The organism is Psychrobacillus insolitus, from assembly GCF_003254155.1.
Lineage (GTDB): Bacteria > Bacillota > Bacilli > Bacillales_A > Planococcaceae > Psychrobacillus > Psychrobacillus insolitus.
On record NZ_QKZI01000001.1, the window covers coordinates 243,886 to 262,190 of the forward strand.

Annotated in this window: 18 protein-coding genes and 1 other annotated feature; of the genes, 16 read left to right on the forward strand and 2 right to left on the reverse strand. The window is 36.3% G+C overall.

Annotation, left to right across the window (positions count from 1 at the left end):
* Positions 1 to 17 precede the first annotated feature (17 nt).
* The 13 genes from recD2 (at position 18) to mtnN (ending at position 13,936) form a co-directional block, all read left to right on the forward strand.
* A complete protein-coding gene (recD2, locus tag C7437_RS01150; protein WP_111437817.1) occupies positions 18 to 2,459 on the forward strand; it encodes an SF1B family DNA helicase RecD2 in 2,442 nt (813 codons plus the stop codon).
* Between the two features lie 36 nt (positions 2,460 to 2,495).
* Positions 2,496 to 2,706 (forward strand) — a binding site (T-box leader).
* 55 nt (positions 2,707 to 2,761) lie between these two features.
* The gene (alaS, locus tag C7437_RS01155) at positions 2,762 to 5,395 is read left to right on the forward strand and encodes an alanine--tRNA ligase (protein ID WP_111437818.1); all 2,634 of its coding nucleotides are present in this window, start codon (positions 2,762 to 2,764) and stop codon (positions 5,393 to 5,395) included.
* A 162-nt stretch (positions 5,396 to 5,557) separates the two neighbouring features.
* Positions 5,558 to 5,857, forward strand: a complete 300-nt coding sequence (locus C7437_RS01160; protein WP_111437819.1) for an IreB family regulatory phosphoprotein — start codon at positions 5,558 to 5,560, stop codon at positions 5,855 to 5,857.
* A complete protein-coding gene (gene ruvX / locus C7437_RS01165; RefSeq protein ID WP_111437820.1) occupies positions 5,826 to 6,245 on the forward strand; it encodes a Holliday junction resolvase RuvX in 420 nt (139 codons plus the stop codon). The genes C7437_RS01160 and ruvX overlap by 32 nt, the downstream gene beginning before the upstream one ends.
* An 11-nt stretch (positions 6,246 to 6,256) precedes the next feature.
* Positions 6,257 to 6,559, forward strand: coding sequence for a DUF1292 domain-containing protein (locus C7437_RS01170; protein ID WP_111437821.1), 303 nt, complete (start codon positions 6,257 to 6,259; stop codon positions 6,557 to 6,559).
* A gap of 123 nt (positions 6,560 to 6,682) precedes the next feature.
* Complete coding sequence (gene mltG, locus C7437_RS01175) at positions 6,683 to 7,804, forward strand: endolytic transglycosylase MltG (RefSeq protein WP_111437822.1); 1,122 nt, start codon at positions 6,683 to 6,685, stop codon at positions 7,802 to 7,804.
* A gap of 92 nt (positions 7,805 to 7,896) precedes the next feature.
* Entirely contained in the window at positions 7,897 to 8,532 is a 636-nt protein-coding gene (locus C7437_RS01180; RefSeq protein ID WP_111437823.1) for an O-methyltransferase, read from the forward strand.
* 5 nt (positions 8,533 to 8,537) lie between these two features.
* Positions 8,538 to 9,467, forward strand: a complete 930-nt coding sequence (locus tag C7437_RS01185; RefSeq protein ID WP_111437824.1) for a peptidase U32 family protein — start codon at positions 8,538 to 8,540, stop codon at positions 9,465 to 9,467.
* Positions 9,468 to 9,488: 21 nt separating this feature from the next.
* On the forward strand, positions 9,489 to 10,763 hold the full coding sequence (locus tag C7437_RS01190; RefSeq protein ID WP_111437825.1) for a peptidase U32 family protein: 1,275 nt from the start codon (positions 9,489 to 9,491) through the stop codon (positions 10,761 to 10,763).
* Complete coding sequence (gene udk / locus C7437_RS01195) at positions 10,763 to 11,401, forward strand: uridine kinase (protein ID WP_111437826.1); 639 nt, start codon at positions 10,763 to 10,765, stop codon at positions 11,399 to 11,401. The genes C7437_RS01190 and udk overlap by 1 nt, the downstream gene beginning before the upstream one ends.
* A gap of 114 nt (positions 11,402 to 11,515) precedes the next feature.
* Positions 11,516 to 11,989: a transcription elongation factor GreA gene (gene greA / locus C7437_RS01200; protein ID WP_111437827.1), complete on the forward strand. Its 474-nt coding sequence runs from the start codon at positions 11,516 to 11,518 to the stop codon at positions 11,987 to 11,989.
* Positions 11,990 to 12,340: 351 nt separating this feature from the next.
* Positions 12,341 to 13,033, forward strand: coding sequence for a YrrS family protein (locus C7437_RS01205; protein WP_111437828.1), 693 nt, complete (start codon positions 12,341 to 12,343; stop codon positions 13,031 to 13,033).
* 210 nt (positions 13,034 to 13,243) lie between these two features.
* The gene (gene mtnN, locus C7437_RS01210; protein ID WP_111437829.1) at positions 13,244 to 13,936 is read left to right on the forward strand and encodes a 5'-methylthioadenosine/S-adenosylhomocysteine nucleosidase; all 693 of its coding nucleotides are present in this window, start codon (positions 13,244 to 13,246) and stop codon (positions 13,934 to 13,936) included.
* A 346-nt stretch (positions 13,937 to 14,282) separates the two neighbouring features.
* Here mtnN and sigK read toward each other — a convergent pair whose 3' ends face one another.
* Positions 14,283 to 15,011 carry an RNA polymerase sporulation sigma factor SigK gene (gene sigK, locus C7437_RS01215; protein WP_111438949.1) on the reverse strand — a complete coding sequence of 243 codons (729 nt, stop codon included), beginning with the start codon at positions 15,009 to 15,011 and terminating at the stop codon, positions 14,283 to 14,285.
* A 121-nt stretch (positions 15,012 to 15,132) separates the two neighbouring features.
* Positions 15,133 to 15,672 carry a CDP-diacylglycerol--serine O-phosphatidyltransferase gene (gene pssA / locus C7437_RS01220; protein WP_111437830.1) on the reverse strand — a complete coding sequence of 180 codons (540 nt, stop codon included), beginning with the start codon at positions 15,670 to 15,672 and terminating at the stop codon, positions 15,133 to 15,135.
* A gap of 191 nt (positions 15,673 to 15,863) precedes the next feature.
* On the opposite strand from pssA, the gene C7437_RS01225 reads away from it, so the two are divergent.
* The 3 genes from C7437_RS01225 to yqeH are packed head-to-tail and all read left to right on the forward strand — an operon-like array spanning position 15,864 to position 18,305.
* Entirely contained in the window at positions 15,864 to 16,646 is a 783-nt protein-coding gene (locus C7437_RS01225; RefSeq protein ID WP_111437831.1) for a phosphatidylserine decarboxylase, read from the forward strand.
* A gap of 37 nt (positions 16,647 to 16,683) precedes the next feature.
* Positions 16,684 to 17,205: a YqeG family HAD IIIA-type phosphatase gene (locus tag C7437_RS01230; protein ID WP_111437832.1), complete on the forward strand. Its 522-nt coding sequence runs from the start codon at positions 16,684 to 16,686 to the stop codon at positions 17,203 to 17,205.
* The gene (yqeH, locus tag C7437_RS01235) at positions 17,202 to 18,305 is read left to right on the forward strand and encodes a ribosome biogenesis GTPase YqeH (RefSeq protein ID WP_111437833.1); all 1,104 of its coding nucleotides are present in this window, start codon (positions 17,202 to 17,204) and stop codon (positions 18,303 to 18,305) included. The genes C7437_RS01230 and yqeH overlap by 4 nt, the downstream gene beginning before the upstream one ends.

Sequence of the window (18,305 nt, forward strand, 5' to 3'; positions counted from 1 at the left end):
ATTTAGGAGGCGATAGTATGACCAATGAAATGAATATTGAAAAGAATTTTATCACTGGTCGTCCTATCGTCACCATATTTCATAATCCCCAAAATTTATTCTCTATCATTAAACTAAAGATTAAATCCACAAACACAACCTATACAGACAAAGAAATAATCGTAACAGGTTATTTCCCTTCATTAGTATTAGAGGAACCTTATAAATTTACTGGATTGATAAAAAATCATCCTAAATACGGTGTTCAATTTCAAGTCGAAACATTCCAAAAAGAAGTCCCTGCAACAGAACAAGGAACCATTCATTATTTATCAAGTGATTTATTCCCTGGAATCGGAAGGAAAACAGCAGAACAAATCGTGAAAAAGTTAGGCCAAAATGCTATTAAAAAAATATTAGATGATCCCGCTTCTCTAGATGTGATTCCAAGACTAGGAGAAGATAAAAAACAAACGATTCGAGCAGTCCTAGAACAAAATTTAGGTTTAGAAAAAGTGATGATTCAGCTGAATGATTGGGGATTCGGTCCGCAGGTTGCGATGAAAATTTATCAAGCATACCGAGAAAATACGCTTGAAGCTCTAACGAAAAATCCCTATCGCTTAATAGAAGAAGTGGAAGGTGTAGGATTTGTTCGGGCAGATGAACTCGGGTATAAACTGGGTATTACAGGAAATCATCCGGATCGTATTAAAGCTGCTATTTATCATTTATTACAAAATGCTTCGCTTAGTGAGGGGCATGTATTTTTATATGCAGAGCAACTATTAGATTCCGTTAAAAAGTTACTAGAAAATGCACAACGAGAAGAAATATCCTATGAATCTATTACAAAATGCTGCATTGAACTTGCAGAGGAAAGTAGAATTGTAGGAGAAGTAAATCGCTTTTACATTCCCTCTCTCTATTATTCAGAAGTAGGGATCAGTTCGAAAGTGGAGTCTTTACTTGCTGAACAGGATGCTCATCACAAGTTTCCCATAGCGGAGATGAAAAAGCATTTAGGTGGAATAGAAGAACGTCTGGGTGTACAATATGCGGCGACGCAAGTAAAAGCAATTGAAACTGCTTTAAATTCTAGTATGACGTTACTCACGGGGGGACCTGGTACTGGGAAAACAACGGTTGTTAGAGGAATAGTAGAATTATATGCAGAATTACATGGACTATCCCTGGACCCTAAAGAATGGGCAAAAGATAAAAAACCATTTCCAGTTGTATTAGCTGCACCAACCGGTCGTGCGGCAAAGCGTTTAAGTGAATCCACCGAATTACCTGCAATGACCATACATAGGCTTCTCGGCTTCAATGGTCAAGAAGATAATGATGCAGAAGGCAAAGAAATAGAAGGTAAATTAATCATTATTGATGAAACTTCTATGCTTGATACATGGCTTGGACACCAACTATTAAAAGCCATTCCTAAAGATGCCCAAGTTATTTTTGTAGGGGATCAAGATCAACTTCCACCAGTTGGCCCAGGTCAAGTGTTAAAAGATTTACTTGCATCAAAACGAGTGCCAACAGTGGAATTAATCGATATTTATCGCCAAGCTGATGGTTCTTCCATTATTGAACTTGCCCATGAGATGAAGCAAGGAAGGGTGCCACAATCGCTACTTGCTAAAACAAAGGACCGTTCCTTTATCAATGCATCAACCGAACAAATTCCAAAAGTAGTAGAGCAAGTACTTAAAAGTGCGCTTTCAAAAGGGCACTCTATTAGAGATATTCAAGTTCTTGCACCTATGTATAGAGGTCCAGCGGGAATAGATGCATTAAACAAAATGATTCAAGAAATGGTCAATCCAAATACAGACGGTAAACGAAAAGAAATGGTATTTGGCGAAACCGTGTATCGAATAGGTGATAAAGTACTGCAATTGATCAATCAACCAGAAAGCAATGTATTTAACGGTGATATGGGAGAAGTCGTGAGTATTTTCAAGGCAGCAGAAACTGCTGAGAAGAAAGAAATGATGGTTATTTCATTTGATAACACAGAAGTTACATATGAAAAATCGGATTTAAATCAAATTACGTTGGCCTATTGTTGTTCTGTACACAAATCGCAAGGCAGCGAATTTCAAACGGTCATTATGCCTGTTACAAGAAGTTACATGAAAATGTTACGGAGAAACTTATTATATACCGGTATTACTCGGGCGAAAAGTTTCCTCATTCTTTGTGGAGATCCAGAAGTATTCCGGTTTGGTGTAGAAAGAACGGATGATTTACAACGTCTAACTACATTGAAAGATCGGTTGACTACAAGTGAAGAGCCGGTTGAGGTAAAAGAAGAAACGAAAACATTATCGGATGAATATACAAATGAAGAAACAATCGATTATCATGCAAAGGATTTTTCTTATTTATCTGCTGATAATTATCATGTAGTAGATCCATTAATAGGGATGAATGGCATTACTCCTTATCAATTTTTAGAAGCTGATAATTGACATTAAGGCGATAGTTTTTTATAATCAATTGCATATAGTAAAATGTTGACAGAGAAAGTACACTTGTTACCTGTTTAGAGATGGATTCCACGGCTGAAAGAATCCTCAAGGTACAACAATGTGGAAAGCTACTCTTGAGTGCAGTTCAAAACCTGCCGTTTAGCCGCGTTAAGGCTTCTTGAGAGACGCAATAGTAATTATTGTGTAACTAGGGTGGTACCGCGAAATGATAGCTTTCGTCCCTTTTATGGGATGAAGGCTTTTTTGTGTCCAAAAATGAATAACTTCTAGGAGGAAATGGAATGAAACAATTAACAGGTGCTCAAATTAGACAAATGTATTTAGACTTTTTTATAGAGAAAGGACATACACAAGAACCATCTGCACCACTCGTACCGATTAATGATCCTTCTCTTTTATGGATTAATAGTGGAGTAGCTACGCTAAAGAAATATTTTGATGGTCGTGTAGTACCGGAAAATCCACGTATTACAAATGCACAAAAATCGATTCGTACAAACGATATTGAAAATGTAGGGAAAACTGCTAGACATCATACGTTTTTTGAAATGTTAGGAAACTTCTCAATTGGTGAATACTTTAAAAAAGAAGCAATCGAGTGGGCTTGGGAATTCTTAACAGATGAAAAGTGGATGGCATTCGAAGGAGAAAAATTATCTATAACGATTCATCCAGAAGATGAAGAAGCATATGCTATATGGAGAGATGAAATTGGTATTCCGGAAGAAAGATTGATACGTCTAGAAGGAAACTTCTGGGATATCGGGGAAGGTCCAAGTGGTCCGAACTCTGAAATTTTCTATGATCGTGGAGAAGAATATGGCAATGATTTAACGGATCCTGAATTATATCCGGGTGGAGAGAATGACCGCTATTTAGAAATTTGGAACTTGGTATTCTCTGAATTTAACCATAATCCAGACCATACATATACACCACTTCCAAAGCAAAATATTGATACAGGTATGGGATTAGAACGAATTACAAGTGTTGTGCAAAATGTACCAACTAACTTTGATACAGATTTATTCATACCAATTATTCGTCAAACAGAAGCGATTTCTGGTAAAGTATATCGTGATAATGAAACAGATGACACTGCATTTAAAGTTATTGCAGATCACGTACGTACAGTAGCTTTCGCAATTGGAGACGGAGCACTACCTTCAAACGAAGGAAGAGGTTATGTACTTAGAAGACTTCTACGTCGTGCTGTTCGTTTTGCAAAACAATTAGGCATTGAAAAACCGTTCTTATATGAACTTGTGCCAGTTGTAGGCGAAATCATGCAAGATTTCTACCCAGAAGTAACTGCAAAAAAAGACTTTATCATGCGTGTGATTAAAACAGAAGAAGAAAGATTCCATGAAACATTACATGATGGTCTTGCCATTTTGGAAAAAGTAATTGCTGAACAAAGTTCTAAAGGTGAATCTTCTATTCCTGGAACAACAACATTTACACTATACGATACGTATGGTTTCCCAATTGAGTTAACAGAAGAATATGCAGAAGAAGCGAATATGACAGTGGACCATGAAGGTTTCAAAAAAGAAATGGAAGCACAACGTAATCGTGCTCGTGCAGCTCGTCAAAATGTAGATTCTATGCAAGTTCAATCAGAAGTGTATAGCAATATTATTGAAGTCAGTGAGTTTGTCGGCTATGATACATTAACAGTAACATCAAAAATCACATCCATTATTCATGGGGATGCATTAGTGAAAACAGCTCATGAGGGAGATGAAATTAAAGTAATCTTATCTCAAACTCCATTTTACGCAGAGAGTGGTGGTCAAGTAGCTGATCATGGAACGATTGAAAATGATACATTTAGAGGATTTGTAAAAGATGTTCAAAAAGCACCAAACGGACAAAATTTACACACAGTTATAGTTGAATCAGGTGAAGTAACAACTGGTTCTGAAATTACTGCAACAGTAGACCGTTCACAACGTGGCCATACAGTGAAAAATCACTCAGCAACACATATACTTCACCAAGCATTAAAAGATGTTCTAGGTACGCATGTAAACCAAGCAGGATCTTATGTTGGTCCAGATCGTTTGCGTTTTGACTTCTCTCATTTTGGACAAGTGACAAAAGAAGAGTTAGAAAAAATTGAACGCATTGTAAATGAAAAAGTGTGGGAGAATATTCCTGTTGTGACTAGTCTCCGCAACATTGATGAAGCGAAGCAAATGGGTGCAATGGCATTATTCGGTGAAAAATACGGAGATGTCGTACGCGTAGTTCAAATGGGTAAATTCTCTTTAGAACTTTGTGGAGGAATACATGTATTTAATACTTCGGAAATTGGATTCTTTAAACTCCTTTCTGAAAGTGGAATTGGAGCAGGTACTAGACGTATTGAAGCGGTAACTGGTAAAGGTGCTTTTGAAGTTATAAAACAAGAAGAACAAACACTTGTGGAAGCAGCAAATCAATTAAAAGCACAACCAAAAGATTTAGTTTCAAAAGTGGCTCTAACCCTAATTGAATTAAAAAACCTTCAAAAAGATAATGAATCTTTATCTGCGAAAATTGCAAATAGTCAAGCATCGTCCGTGTTGTCATCCGCACAAAAAGTGAATGATATAACAGTACTTTCGGTGAAAGTTGATGCAAAAGATAACAATCAATTGCGTCAAATGATGGATGATTTGAAACAAAAACTGGAATCAGCTGTCATTGTTTTAGGTGCTGTAGATGGGGATAAAGTAATGATTTCTGCAGGTGTTACAAAAGATTTAGTAGGCGGGAACTACCATGCTGGAAATATCGTCAAATTAGTAGCGGAACAATGTGGAGGTAAAGGTGGCGGCAGACCTGACTTCGCAATGGCAGGTGCTAAAGACGGCTCTAAACTAGAAGCAGCTTTAAATTCAGTGTTTGATTACATCAAATCAGTCTAATTTCTGCAGAGCTGATCCAAGAGAAAAGGAAGTAAATACGCCTAGGTAAATTTGATCAATAGGTCAAATTTACTTTAGCTTATTTGAAAGTCTTTACATCTTCGGTTATACTGTAGAATATATATAAGTTTGTGTATTAAAATCGAAAGCGAGGTGCTGATCATGAGTTCATTTGATAAAACAATGAAATTCAACTTTCCAGAAGAGTCTATGGAACAAGAGGTCAAACATGTGATGCTACAAGTTCACTCAGCATTAGAAGAAAAAGGGTACAATTCAATCAATCAAATCGTAGGCTACTTGCTATCTGGTGATCCAGCTTATATTCCTCGACATCAAGATGCCCGGAACATGATACGAAAATTAGAGCGAGACGAAATTCTAGAAGAACTAGTTAAGTTTTATATTAAAAAAATAATGAGGCTTAAAAATGCGAATAATGGGTTTAGATGTCGGTTCTAGAACAGTTGGCGTTGCAATTAGCGACGGACTTGGATGGACCGCACAAGGAATTGAAACAATCAAAATTAACGAGGAAAATCTAGAGTTTGGTTTAGAACGTATTGATGCACTCGTTAAAGAGCATAATGTAACAGAATTCGTAGTTGGATATCCTAAAAACATGAATAATTCTATAGGTCCGAGAGCAGAAGCTTCCGAGCAATATGCAAAGTTGCTCACGGATAAATTTAGTTTTCCTGTGACAATGTGGGATGAAAGATTGACAACGATGGCTGCAGAACGTATGTTAATAGATGCAGATGTTAGCCGTAAAAAACGGAAACTAGTGATTGACAAGATGGCTGCTGTATTGATATTACAGGGCTTTCTTGATAGAAAAAATAGGTGAGGTGACTACAAATGGAACACGGTCAAGAAAATATTACAGTTGTAGATGAAAATGGAAATGAACAACTTTGCAACATTCTTTTCACATTTGAATCAGATGAATTCAAAAAATCATATGTACTATACTACCCAGTAGGTGCTGATGAAGATGAAGACGAAGAGATTGAAATTCATGCATCTTCATTCACTCCTAACGAAGATGGTAATGATGGAGAGCTTCTTCCAATCGAAACAGATGAAGAATGGGAAGTAATCGAAGAAATGTTAAATACATTCTTAGAAGAAGAAGAAGAAGAGGAAGAAGACGAAGAATAATTCGGCTTTCACCAAAATGCGTACTTGATAGTTAGAAAAAGGATGGAAAGAGACTATCTCATTCCTCCTTTTTCTTTTTGTTCATTATAAAGTATAATGAATTGGAATAAAGGGGGGGAACCCGTGGAAAACGAATCCAAAAAAGAGATTATGTTCAAGCGAATGAAGGAAAAGAAAAAAGAAGTAAAAACCGTAAGAAAAATTGTGTCGATTATTGTATTAGTTGTATTATTGATTGCAGGAATTGCTAGTTATTTTGCGTATAGTTATGTGAAAAGTGCCTTAGAACCACTAAATCCAGAGTCCGAAGAAATCATTGCTGTACAAGTACCAATTGGATCAGGTTTAGATACAATTTCTACTGCACTCGAACAAAATGGAGTTATTAAAAATGCGAAGATATTTAAATACTATGCAAAGTTTAATAATGAATCCAATTTCCAAGCAGGGGATTATACTTTAACGCAAGCGATGACACTTGACGAAATTATACAAACGCTTAAGACGGGTAAATTATACCGTGAGCCTGTCTTTTCAATGACTGTTCCAGAAGGATTGACCCTAGGAGAGATAGGTAATGTTGTCGAAAAGGCAACTGTACATACTTCAGAAGATTTCTTGACACTAGTAACAACTGATGCATTTGTTGATAAAATGATGGTCAAGTATCCTAAATTGTTAACAGCGGAAATTAAAGCAGAAAATGTAAAATACGCACTTGAAGGGTATTTATATCCAGCAACGTATCCATTTTATGAAGACAACCCATCTCTTGAGGTAATTGTAGAAACGATGTTAACGGCAATGGAAAGCAATGTTTCGAGTTATTATGAATTGCTTGCGGAAGATGGAAAATCTGTTCATTGGCTAGTAACTTTTGCGTCACTATTAGAAGAAGAAGCAACAGCAACGACAGACCGTAAAACTATTGCTAGTGTTTTCTATAATCGTATAGAAGAAGGAATGCCGCTTCAAACGGATCCGACTGTTTTATATGCACTTGGTAGCCATAAAGATCGAGTACTATTTGAAGATTTAGAAGTGGACAACCCATACAATACGTATCAAAACAAAGGTTTGCCACCAGGTCCCATAGCGAATGCTGGACAATCTTCTTTTGAAGCAGTTCTTAATCCAACAGACAGTAAGTACTTTTACTTCTTGGCTGACAAAAAGGGTACCAATCATTTCTCTAAAACATATGATGAGCATCTTCAAAAAATAGACGAATTTTTAAAGAAATAGTAAACAAGAGGAGGAATCATACTGCATTCCTTCTCTTTCTGTGTTAATATAAAATGCGTCTGAGCCTAGACGAAAAAAGGGGTTAACGTTTTATGAACGTAAGTGACGACTATTTAAAAGACCTGATCAAACCTCGATCAGACATTTTTATGGAAATGGAATTATACGCAAAAGAGAATCATGTTCCTATTATGCAATTAATGGGAATGGAATCTTTGATACATTTACTTTCCTTACAAAAACCAAAATCGGTTTTAGAATTAGGCACTGCGATTGGCTATTCATCGATGCGAATTGCAACGAAATTAGAGTCGACAACTATTGTTACAATCGAAAGAGATGTAGAAAAGGCAGAACTTGCTAAAGCCTACATTAAACGTGGTAATCTACAAAACCGTATTGAAGTAATTATTGGAGATGCTTTAGAAATTTCCGATGATCTTTTCGCGGATAAGAAGTTTGATGCCATGTTCATTGATGCTGCCAAAGGACAATATAAAAAGTTTTTTGAAAAGTACGCACCATTCTTAAGTGATGGGGGCGTTATTTACTGTGATAATTTATTGCTTAATGGCCTATCAGAGCTTCCGATGAGTGAAGTACCGAGAAGAAAAAGAACGATGGTACGAAATCAGCACCAGTTTACTGAATGGCTGATGAATAATCCTGCTTACGACACTGCATTTCTTCCTGTAGGGGATGGCATGTTAGTAAGTATTAAGAGGTGAATAAGATGAAAAAACCAGAACTTCTAGTAACACCAGCAAGTGTTGACCATATGAAAGAATTAATCCAAGCGGGAGCTGATGCTTTTCTAGTGGGAGAGCAGTTATTCGGGTTACGACTTGCGGGAGAATTTTCACTGGAGGATATCCGTGATGCCAGTTTACTGACAAAACAACATGGTAAAAAATTATATGTAGCAATGAATGGGATCTATCATAACGATAAAGTAGAAATACTTGCTCCGTACATGATAAAACTTCAAGAGATTGGCGTAGATGGCATCGTTTTTGGAGATCCAGCCATTATTATCGCACGACGAGAAGCAGAGGTAACAATTCCACTCCACTGGAATACAGAACAAACAGCGACCAATTACTTCCAAGCAAATTACTGGGGTAAAAGAGGCGCTACACGTGCTGTAGTAGCAAGAGAGCTTAGCTTAGACGAAATAGTAGAAACGAAAGAAAATACAGCTATACAAATTGAAGTACAAGTGCATGGGATGACTTGCATGTTCCAATCTAAACGGTCATTACTTGGAAATTATTTCTTATACCAGGATAAAGTAATGGAAGTAGAAAATCATTCGAACAATAAAACCATGTTTTTACATGATAAAGAACGTTCTAACAAATATCCGATTTTTGAAGATGCAAACGGAACGCATATATTCAGTCCAAATGATATGTGTATGATTGATGAGTTAAACGAACTAATCGACGCAGAAGTGGATAGCTTGAAAATAGACGGTATCCTTCATGATCCGGCTTATGTAACTGCCGTAACTTCTTACTACCGACAAGCTATTGATGCATATGCTGAATCACGAGCAACTTATAAAGAAATCAAAAAAGAGCTATTCAATAAAATTGAAGCAATTCAACCTCCACTAAGACCCTTAGATACTGGATTCTTCTTTAAAGAATCGGTTTACTAAGTAAGAAAGGGAAGCTTTCAAGTGACAACTACTAAAATTGATAAAATAAGTGAACTAATAGACGGCAAGCGCGTTATCACAAAAAAGCCTGAGTTACTAGCGCCAGCAGGAAGTTTAGAAAAACTTAAAATTGCTGTGCACTACGGAGCAGATGCTGTTTTCATCGGTGGACAAGAGTTTGGATTGCGTTCAAACGCAGGTAACTTTTCAATCGATGAAATGCGAGAAGGTGTAGAATTTGCAAAGCAATATGGTGCCAAAATTTATGTAACAACTAATATTTTCGCGCACAATGAAAATATGGACGGCTTAGAAGAATATTTAGAAGCAATCGAATCAGCAGGAGTAACAGGTATCATTGTAGCTGATCCGCTAATTATCGAGACATGTAAAAAGGCTGCACCTAAACTGGAAATCCATTTAAGTACACAACAATCTCTTACCAATTGGAAAGCTGTGCAATATTGGAAAGAAGAAGGTCTTCATCGTGTAGTTCTTGCCCGTGAAACAAGTGGTGATGAGATTGAGTTGATGAAAGAAAAAGTAGATATCGAAATTGAGACGTTTGTCCACGGTGCAATGTGTATTGCGTACAGTGGAAGATGCACACTTTCGAATCATATGACTGCCCGAGATTCAAACCGCGGTGGATGCTGTCAATCTTGTCGCTGGGATTATGACTTATATGATGGAAACAATGGAGAAGAAACTCCTTTGTTCGACAAAGAGGAAGTTCCATTTGCCATGAGTCCAAAAGATTTGAAACTATTAGAATCGATTCCAAGAATGATTGAAATTGGAATTGATTCGTTAAAAGTGGAAGGTCGTATGAAGTCGATTCACTATATTGCAACGGTTGTAAGTGTGTATCGAAAAGTAATTGATGCATATTGTGCGGATCCGGAAAACTTTCAAATGCTAGAAGAATGGGTCACTGAGCTTGAAAAATGTGCCAACCGTGAAACGGATTCATCCTTCTTTGAAAGCGAACCAGGCTTCGAGCAACAAATGTTTGGAGTCCATGATAAGAAACTAGGTTATGATTTTGTCGGACTTGTACTGGACTATAACGATGAGACACAAATGGTAACACTTCAGCAGCGTAACTATTTTAAACCGGGTGATGAAGTTGAATTTTTCGGACCAGAGATGGAAAATGTTCGACTGATGCTAGGTGAAATAACAAACAAAGAAGGACAAGTATTAGATGCAGCAAGACATCCTCTTGAGGTCATTCAATTTAAATGTCCGGTTAAACTTTATCCTAATAACATGATGAGAAAGGGGTTAAAATAATGGGTACTAAAACTCCACTTATTATTGGGATTTCCGGTGGCTCTGGTTCAGGTAAAACAAGTGTGACAAATGCAATTAGTGAGGTTTTTAAAGATCATTCAGTAGTTGTCATTCAACAAGATTACTACTATAAAGATCAAAGTCATTTAGCTTTTGAAGAACGTTTAAATACAAACTATGATCATCCGCTAGCTTTCGACAATGACTTATTACTTGAACATATTCAAAACTTGTTAAATAATCAGTCGATTAAAAAGCCAGTATATGATTATGCACAACATACTCGTTCAAGTGAAACAATTACAATCGAACCAAAAGATGTTATTATTTTAGAAGGTATTTTGGTATTAGAAGATCAACGTCTTCGTGACATAATGGATATTAAATTATTTGTCGATACCGACTCAGATTTACGCATTATTCGACGTATTCTGCGTGATATCAAAGATAGAGGACGTACAGTAGAGTCAGTAGTTGATCAATATTTATCGGTTGTTCGACCAATGCATAATCAATTTATCGAACCAACGAAGAGGTATGCGGATGTTATAATCCCTGAAGGCGGTCAAAATGAGGTCGCAATCGATTTAGTGGTAACGAAAATTAAAACTATTCTTGATTCGGATGGTATTGTATAATAGAATGATTCTGGATTAACAAAAAAATTATGAAAATTCATATCATTATAATTTTAATCATATGAATGGTAAACCACATTGTTGTATATGTGTATTCAAAGGAGTGTATGAGAAGTGTCAACAGAGAAACAATTTCCAATGACCGTCGCTGGTAAACAAAAATTGCAAGATGAATTAACATCGTTAATTACGGTAAAACGTAAAGAAGTAGTAGAACGTATTAAAATTGCTAGAAGTTTTGGTGATCTATCAGAGAACTCTGAGTATGATTCTGCAAAAGAAGACCAAGCATTTGTAGAAGGTCGAATCTCTACTTTGGAGTCTATGATTCGAAATGCAGTAATTATCGCAGAAGAAGGAAATAATGATATTGTCAGCTTAGGTAGAACAGTAACATTCATTGAATTTCCTGACGGCGATGAAGAAACCTACACAATTGTTGGTTCGGCTGAAGCTGATCCTTTAGAGGGACTAATTTCAAATGATTCTCCGATTGCTAAAGGGTTATTAGGTAAAACAGTTGGAGATAAAGTGAGAATTTTAACTCCTGGTGGAGAAATGGAAGTTGAAGTTAAAACAATTTCATAATTCAAAATAGAAGAGCGTAAACTTAATTGTTTACCTCTTTTTTTCTGGAAGAATAAGAAAGTATAAGAATATTATCGGCTATTCAATAAAAAAGTCACCAACCTCATAATTGTGCAAAACTGACATACGACATATTTTAAAATAAGTGCAAATATATGAAAAAAGTCTCTGTTGGCACTTATTTGCGGATAAGTCGTATAGTCATTTTTCCATATTTTATAAATCAGTGTTTCCCTGGTGACTGGCACCACCGAACCACGCTTTCGCTTTTCTTAGAAACAATTTCCATAGCTAATACGTCTGATAATGGTAGACTTATTCTGATAGCTTGTTGAATAAAGGAGGAATAAAATGCCGGATCGTAAAAATATATCGTCTAGAATGGATTATAAAAATAGTAAGAAAAAAACAAATACGCTTCTGAATGTATTAATAGGAATCGTCGCATTATTAATCATCATTACGGTTATTAATATCGTTTCGGATAATGATACGGAAACTGCTGAAGTAGAAAGCGATCAAACGACTACAGAGGAAACAACAGATTCAATCGCTGATGATGAGGTAGACGAAGAGCAAGATACACTGCCAGATTCTGAAAAAGACATTACAACACCAGAAACAGAAGAAGAAATAAGCACAGAACCTAAGGATACTAATACAATAGAGGACGCAGCAACTGAAGAGACTGAAGAAGCAACAGTCGTTTCGGAACAATCAGATGATCCAAATGTCGAGGAAGTAATTGTTGATTCATCATGGCAGCCTATCGGAACATCACAGACTGGTGCACATGCGTCTAGTTATAAAGCTTCGACTACTGACTGGACAGAAAAGGTTCAAGCCTTGTCATATGCTTCAGGATTAGATTCTTCGAATATGTATGTGAACTTTATTGGTAATGGTGGAAGTCCACAAAAATCAATTGGAACGATTTCGTCTAAAGATGGAAATGAAATCTATCGTATTTATTTAGAATGGATTGACGGAGAAGGATGGAAGCCAACGAAAAAAGAAAAACTCAAAAAGAAAGACGCCTCTTGACTTTAGAGGCGTCTTTGTCTTATTTTAAAGGGAGTGCTTTTTTAGAGAACAAGAAAGTATAAAAAGTATCTGTCTAGCTCCTGCGCCTTGCCCCTCGGGGTCAAATGTGAAATCGCTGTGGTGGCTGAGGAGCTGCCTCCTCGCGATTCCCCATTTGCCTGTCGGGCCAGAGATAGGCGCTTGCGCTTTTCTAAGAGAGGTGGAAATAGAATGAAAATTGCTGTAGTAGGTGCAATGGAACAAGAAGTAGAGTTATTAAGAGAAGTTATTGAAAATGCGGAAACAAATGTAATTGCAAATAGTGAATTTACAACTGGAACATATAAAAACCATGAAGTAATCTTGTTAAAAAGTGGTATTGGGAAAGTAAACGCTGCCATGACAACGTCTATATTATTGAATACATACAAGCCTGATTATGTGATTAATACAGGCTCGGCAGGTGGATATGATCCGAATTTAGAAGTTGGAGCTATCATTATTTCAGACGAAGTAAGATACCATGATGTAGATGTTACGGCATTTGGATATGAGATTGGTCAAGTACCACAATTACCTGCAGCATTTAAGGCAGATGCACATTTGATGGAAATAGCAGAAGAAGCGGTAAAAGCTATTGGAGAACATCAAGCTGCAACTGGATTGATTGCGACTGGTGACATTTTTATGTCCAACCCTGAAAAAGTAGAAGAAGTAAGAAGTAATTTCCCTCAAATGAAAGCGTGTGAAATGGAAGCAGCTGCAGTGGCACAGGTTTGTCATCAGTTTGACGTTCCATTTGTAGTAATCCGTGCGCTATCGGATATTGCTGGGAAAGAATCATCGATAAGCTTTGATGAGTTTTTACCGACTGCTGCTAAACACTCAACAGAAATTGTTTTACGTGTAATCGAAACATTATAATTTCACCAACGCCATATATTATACAACCAAAAGAATGAGGAGCTACGTGATTTTGTCACGTAGCTCCTCATTCTTTTTCTCGTGTATTCTAATACAATAAGTTTTGTCCAAAGCGAACCAAAACGTTCGTGTGGAAAAGGACGCTTTATCTGTCATCATTTAGACAAATTAAGCAAAAAAATTTATTAAGAATAGTAGGACAACATATGCTATGATAAAAGGAACAAACTGCTATCAATTTGTTGTAGGAGGGATTTTATGGTATTTCTCATGGCAATGTCTATTTTGATTACTACAGTAATAGCATTAATTATGATATCAGAGACAAGCGAAGATTAATAATCCTCTAAGCTCTTTTGGTGTTTGTGACATCAAAAGAGTTTTTTTCATGTATATACGATTGATAGAGCTTTACTAGCGCTCGTTTTTCAATTCTAGATACATAACTTCTAGAGATTTTCAGTTGCTTAGAAATTTCTTTTTGTGTCATTGGAGAATGCCCCACTAGCCCATACCTTCGAACAATAATTTCTAGTTCTCTTTTTTCTAAATTAGATAAATGTTTATATAATCTGTTCGTGTCTTCTTGATCGACTAGTTGTTCATCGGTGCTCTTATCTAATCCTGGCAGGAGATCGGTAATTTCTAGTGAATGGCCATCTTTATCCATGCCAATCGGTTCATGCAGAGAAACGTCTTTTTGCACTTTTTTCAGCGATCGTAAATACATCAGTATTTCATTTTCAATACATCTGGCCGCATATGTTGCTAGCTTCGTTTTTTTGGTAGGTGTATAGCTATTTACTGCTTTCATCAAACCAATAGTGCCGATTGAAATATAATCATCTAATAGTTCGTGTTTTGGATGGAATTTTTTTACGACATGCGCAACTAACCTCATATTACGCTCAATCAATTCATCTCTAGCACTCATATCTCCAGCTAAAAAGCGTTCAATTGCTATTTTTTCTTCTTCTGGGGTAAAAGGTTGATGGAACGCCTGACCCTTAAGGTAGCCGAGTACTAACGGGAGATTGGTGACAAGACTTATAAAAGCAGTTATCAGACCAGAGATCATATTCACCTCCATTATCTTATAACTCAGTATATGTCGAATGATGCGACCGTATGAAAAAAGTTTCAGCAGCGACAATTATTTAGGCAAAGAAAAAAACGACTACAATCGCAGCCGTTTGTTAAACTTTTCTAGCGGTAAATGTACTAATCATCAAAATGGACAAGATGATTACTAAAAACATATACGAGACAGAAGGGATATAATTAAGTGCAAAATAAGATAAAGTTAGTATGACGCCGGCTACCGTGATAGGGAGACCAGTAAAAAATCCATTTGACTCAGAAATATTGAATCGTGCAAGTCTAAATCCACCACATGCGATATAGAGGACTGTTATTGCCATGCCGGTTACACTAAATTCATGTAACACGAGAGAGTACATTAACAAAGCAGGAGCGACTCCAAAAGAAATAATATCGCTCATTGAATCGAGTTGTTTACCAAGTTCGGATTCAAGACTAAACTTTCTAGCGACCATTCCATCGAATCGATCTAGCAAACCTGCCACAAATATAAATAAAACACTATATGTGAATTGTTCATTCATTGTTGCCATGATAGCAGCCCCGCCAAAAGCAAGGTTACATATTGTTAACATATTGGCTGCATGTGATTTCAATTTTTTTACGCTATTAAACATTGCATTTTGTAAAAACATTGATAACCACTCCTTTACAATTTAGATATTTATTTATTATACTTCGATTATGACGAAATTGTAAGCACTTTATTAAACCTGTGTAAAAAGGCTAGTGGGTTAGAGGAACTCTAGTTAAGCACACCGAGTTCTTGAATGATTCAAAATCTGGATACAATTATGCCAAGGTGTGATTGGTAAAGGAGTATCAAATGAAAGATAAAATATACCAATCGATGATTGAGTTAACAAATGGAAAATGGTCATCGTCCTTTATTAAGAAATTTGCCCAATCTTCATGGAGTAAAAAAAGCATACCTCTTTACATGAAGTATTTCAGTATTACAACGGAAGAAAACGTAAGGGAATCAAAAGAATTTACCACGCTTCACGAATTTTTTACTCGACATTTAAAAGCAGAAAGTCGACCTATCAATCAGGATGAACATGGAATTATTAGCCCGGTGGATGCACTGGTTGAAAATTTTGGGGATATTACTTCAAAAGGGATTTTTCATGTGAAAGATAAAGCATACACTTTACAAGATATGCTTGGGTCTGAAGAATTAGCCGAAAAATATGTAAATGGGAAATATATTATTCTCTATTTAAGTCCTGCTGAATATCATCGAATTCATGCTCCAGTTGACGGAGAAGTTATTCGCCAGTACTTGCTTGGAAAAAAATCTTATCCCGTTAATACATGGGGTCTTCAATATGGGAAGAAAACGATTAGTGGAAATTATCGTTTACTTACAGAATTGAAAATGCCTAACGGGAAAAACTGTTTTTCTATAAAAGTAGGAGCCATGTTTGTCAATTCAATTGAATTGACAAACACGTCAAATTCGTGGAAAAAGGGAGAAGAAGTTGGGTATTTCTCGTTTGGATCAACAGTAGTTATGTTATTTACCGAAGATAGTATGGAATTTTTGCCTACCTTAGAAAAAGATCATTTTGTTCGAATGGGTGAGTTAGTGGCAAATATGCTATAATCGTTTAAGATAAAGTGTCGAATTGGAGTGTTGGTCGTTGTATTCATATTTTATACCAAGTGAGTTTGTAAGAAGTGTTTTTCATATTACTCCCGAATTTTTAAAAGATAAAGGAATAAAAGGCATTATTACAGATTTAGATAATACTCTTGTTGAGTGGGATCGTCCTGACGCTACACCAATGCTTATTGAATGGTTTAAAGGGATGAAAGAAGCTGGCATTCAAGTGACAATCGTTTCAAATAACAATGAAATGCGTGTTCGATCGTTTGCAGATCCACTTGGAATTCCTTTTATTTTCAAAGCTAGAAAGCCATTTGGGAAAGCTTTTCGCCGGGCATTACAAATTATGTCTGTAAAAAAAGCAGAAGTTGTTGTTATCGGCGATCAGTTGTTAACAGATGTGTTCGGAGGAAACCGACAAAAACTTCATACCATATTAGTAATTCCAGTTGCAAAATCAGATGGTTTTGTAACGAAGTTTAACCGTATGGTAGAGCGAAGAATTTTTCGTTATTTAGATAAAAAAGGTCAAGTGACATGGGAGGAAGAAGCGTGACAGAAGCACCAAAATGTATCGGTTGTGGTTCAATTATACAAACCGAAAAAGTAGGAGAAATAGGGTATGCGCCCATTTCTTCATTAGAAAAAGAAGAAATTATTTGTCAACGTTGTTTCCGTTTAAAAAATTATAATGAATTACAACCTGTTTCTTTAACAGATGATGATTTTTTACGTATTTTAAATGGATTAGGTACACAAAAAGGATTAATCGTAAAAATCGTTGATATTTTTGATTTCAACGGTAGTTGGTTACCTGGATTACACCGTTTTGTCGGGAATAATCCAATTCTTTTAATTGCCAATAAAGCAGATTTACTGCCTAAGTCAGTGAAAAAAAATAAAGTAATTAACTGGATGAAGCACGAAGCGAAGAAATTAGGACTGTCACCAATTGATGTGCTATTTGTGAGCGCGCATAAAGGGACAGGTATGCCTGAAGCGATTGAAGCAATTGAGCATTATCGTAAAGGTGAAAATGTGTATGTAGTAGGTTGTACAAACGTTGGGAAATCGACGTTTATTAACCGTATTATTAAAAATGTTACTGGCGAAGATGCAGTAATTACTACCTCTCATTTCCCGGGTACAACGCTTGATATGATAGAGATTCCATTAGATGATAAAAAAGCTTTGTATGATACTCCAGGGATTATTAATCACCATCAAATGGCGCATTACTTGGATCAATCGGAGCTTAAATATATTATGCCGAAGAAAGAAATTAAACCGAAAGTATTCCAGTTAAATAGTGAGCAAACACTGTTCTTCGGTGGATTATCTCGTTTTGACTTTATCAAAGGAAAACGATCAGCATTTACATGCCATATTGCGAATGATGTTCCAATTCATCGTACGAAACTAGAAAATGCGGACAACTTGTATAAAGAACATAAAGGTAAATTATTAGCACCTCCATCAGAGGAATTTATCGATTTATTTCCACCTTTAGTGCGACATGAATTCAAAATCAAAGATCCGAAAACAGATATCGTTTTCTCAGGTCTAGGGTGGATCACTGTTCAACACGGAGATGTGATTGTAGCTGCACATGCACCAGCTGGAGTAGAAGTTTCTATTCGTCCATCTTTGATCTAG

Coding starts and splice junctions, on each gene's coding strand:
- udk (WP_111437826.1), top strand. CDS start 10,763: ATGGGTACTAAAACTCCACTTATTATTGGGATTTCCGGTGGCTCTGGT.
- C7437_RS01225 (WP_111437831.1), top strand. CDS start 15,864: ATGAAAGATAAAATATACCAATCGATGATTGAGTTAACAAATGGAAAA.
- alaS (WP_111437818.1), top strand. CDS start 2,762: ATGAAACAATTAACAGGTGCTCAAATTAGACAAATGTATTTAGACTTT.
- pssA (WP_111437830.1), bottom strand. CDS start 15,672: ATGTTTTTACAAAATGCAATGTTTAATAGCGTAAAAAAATTGAAATCA.
- C7437_RS01180 (WP_111437823.1), top strand. CDS start 7,897: ATGAACGTAAGTGACGACTATTTAAAAGACCTGATCAAACCTCGATCA.
- C7437_RS01205 (WP_111437828.1), top strand. CDS start 12,341: ATGCCGGATCGTAAAAATATATCGTCTAGAATGGATTATAAAAATAGT.
- mtnN (WP_111437829.1), top strand. CDS start 13,244: ATGAAAATTGCTGTAGTAGGTGCAATGGAACAAGAAGTAGAGTTATTA.
- recD2 (WP_111437817.1), top strand. CDS start 18: ATGACCAATGAAATGAATATTGAAAAGAATTTTATCACTGGTCGTCCT.
- ruvX (WP_111437820.1), top strand. CDS start 5,826: ATGCGAATAATGGGTTTAGATGTCGGTTCTAGAACAGTTGGCGTTGCA.
- C7437_RS01185 (WP_111437824.1), top strand. CDS start 8,538: ATGAAAAAACCAGAACTTCTAGTAACACCAGCAAGTGTTGACCATATG.
- C7437_RS01170 (WP_111437821.1), top strand. CDS start 6,257: ATGGAACACGGTCAAGAAAATATTACAGTTGTAGATGAAAATGGAAAT.
- C7437_RS01160 (WP_111437819.1), top strand. CDS start 5,558: ATGAGTTCATTTGATAAAACAATGAAATTCAACTTTCCAGAAGAGTCT.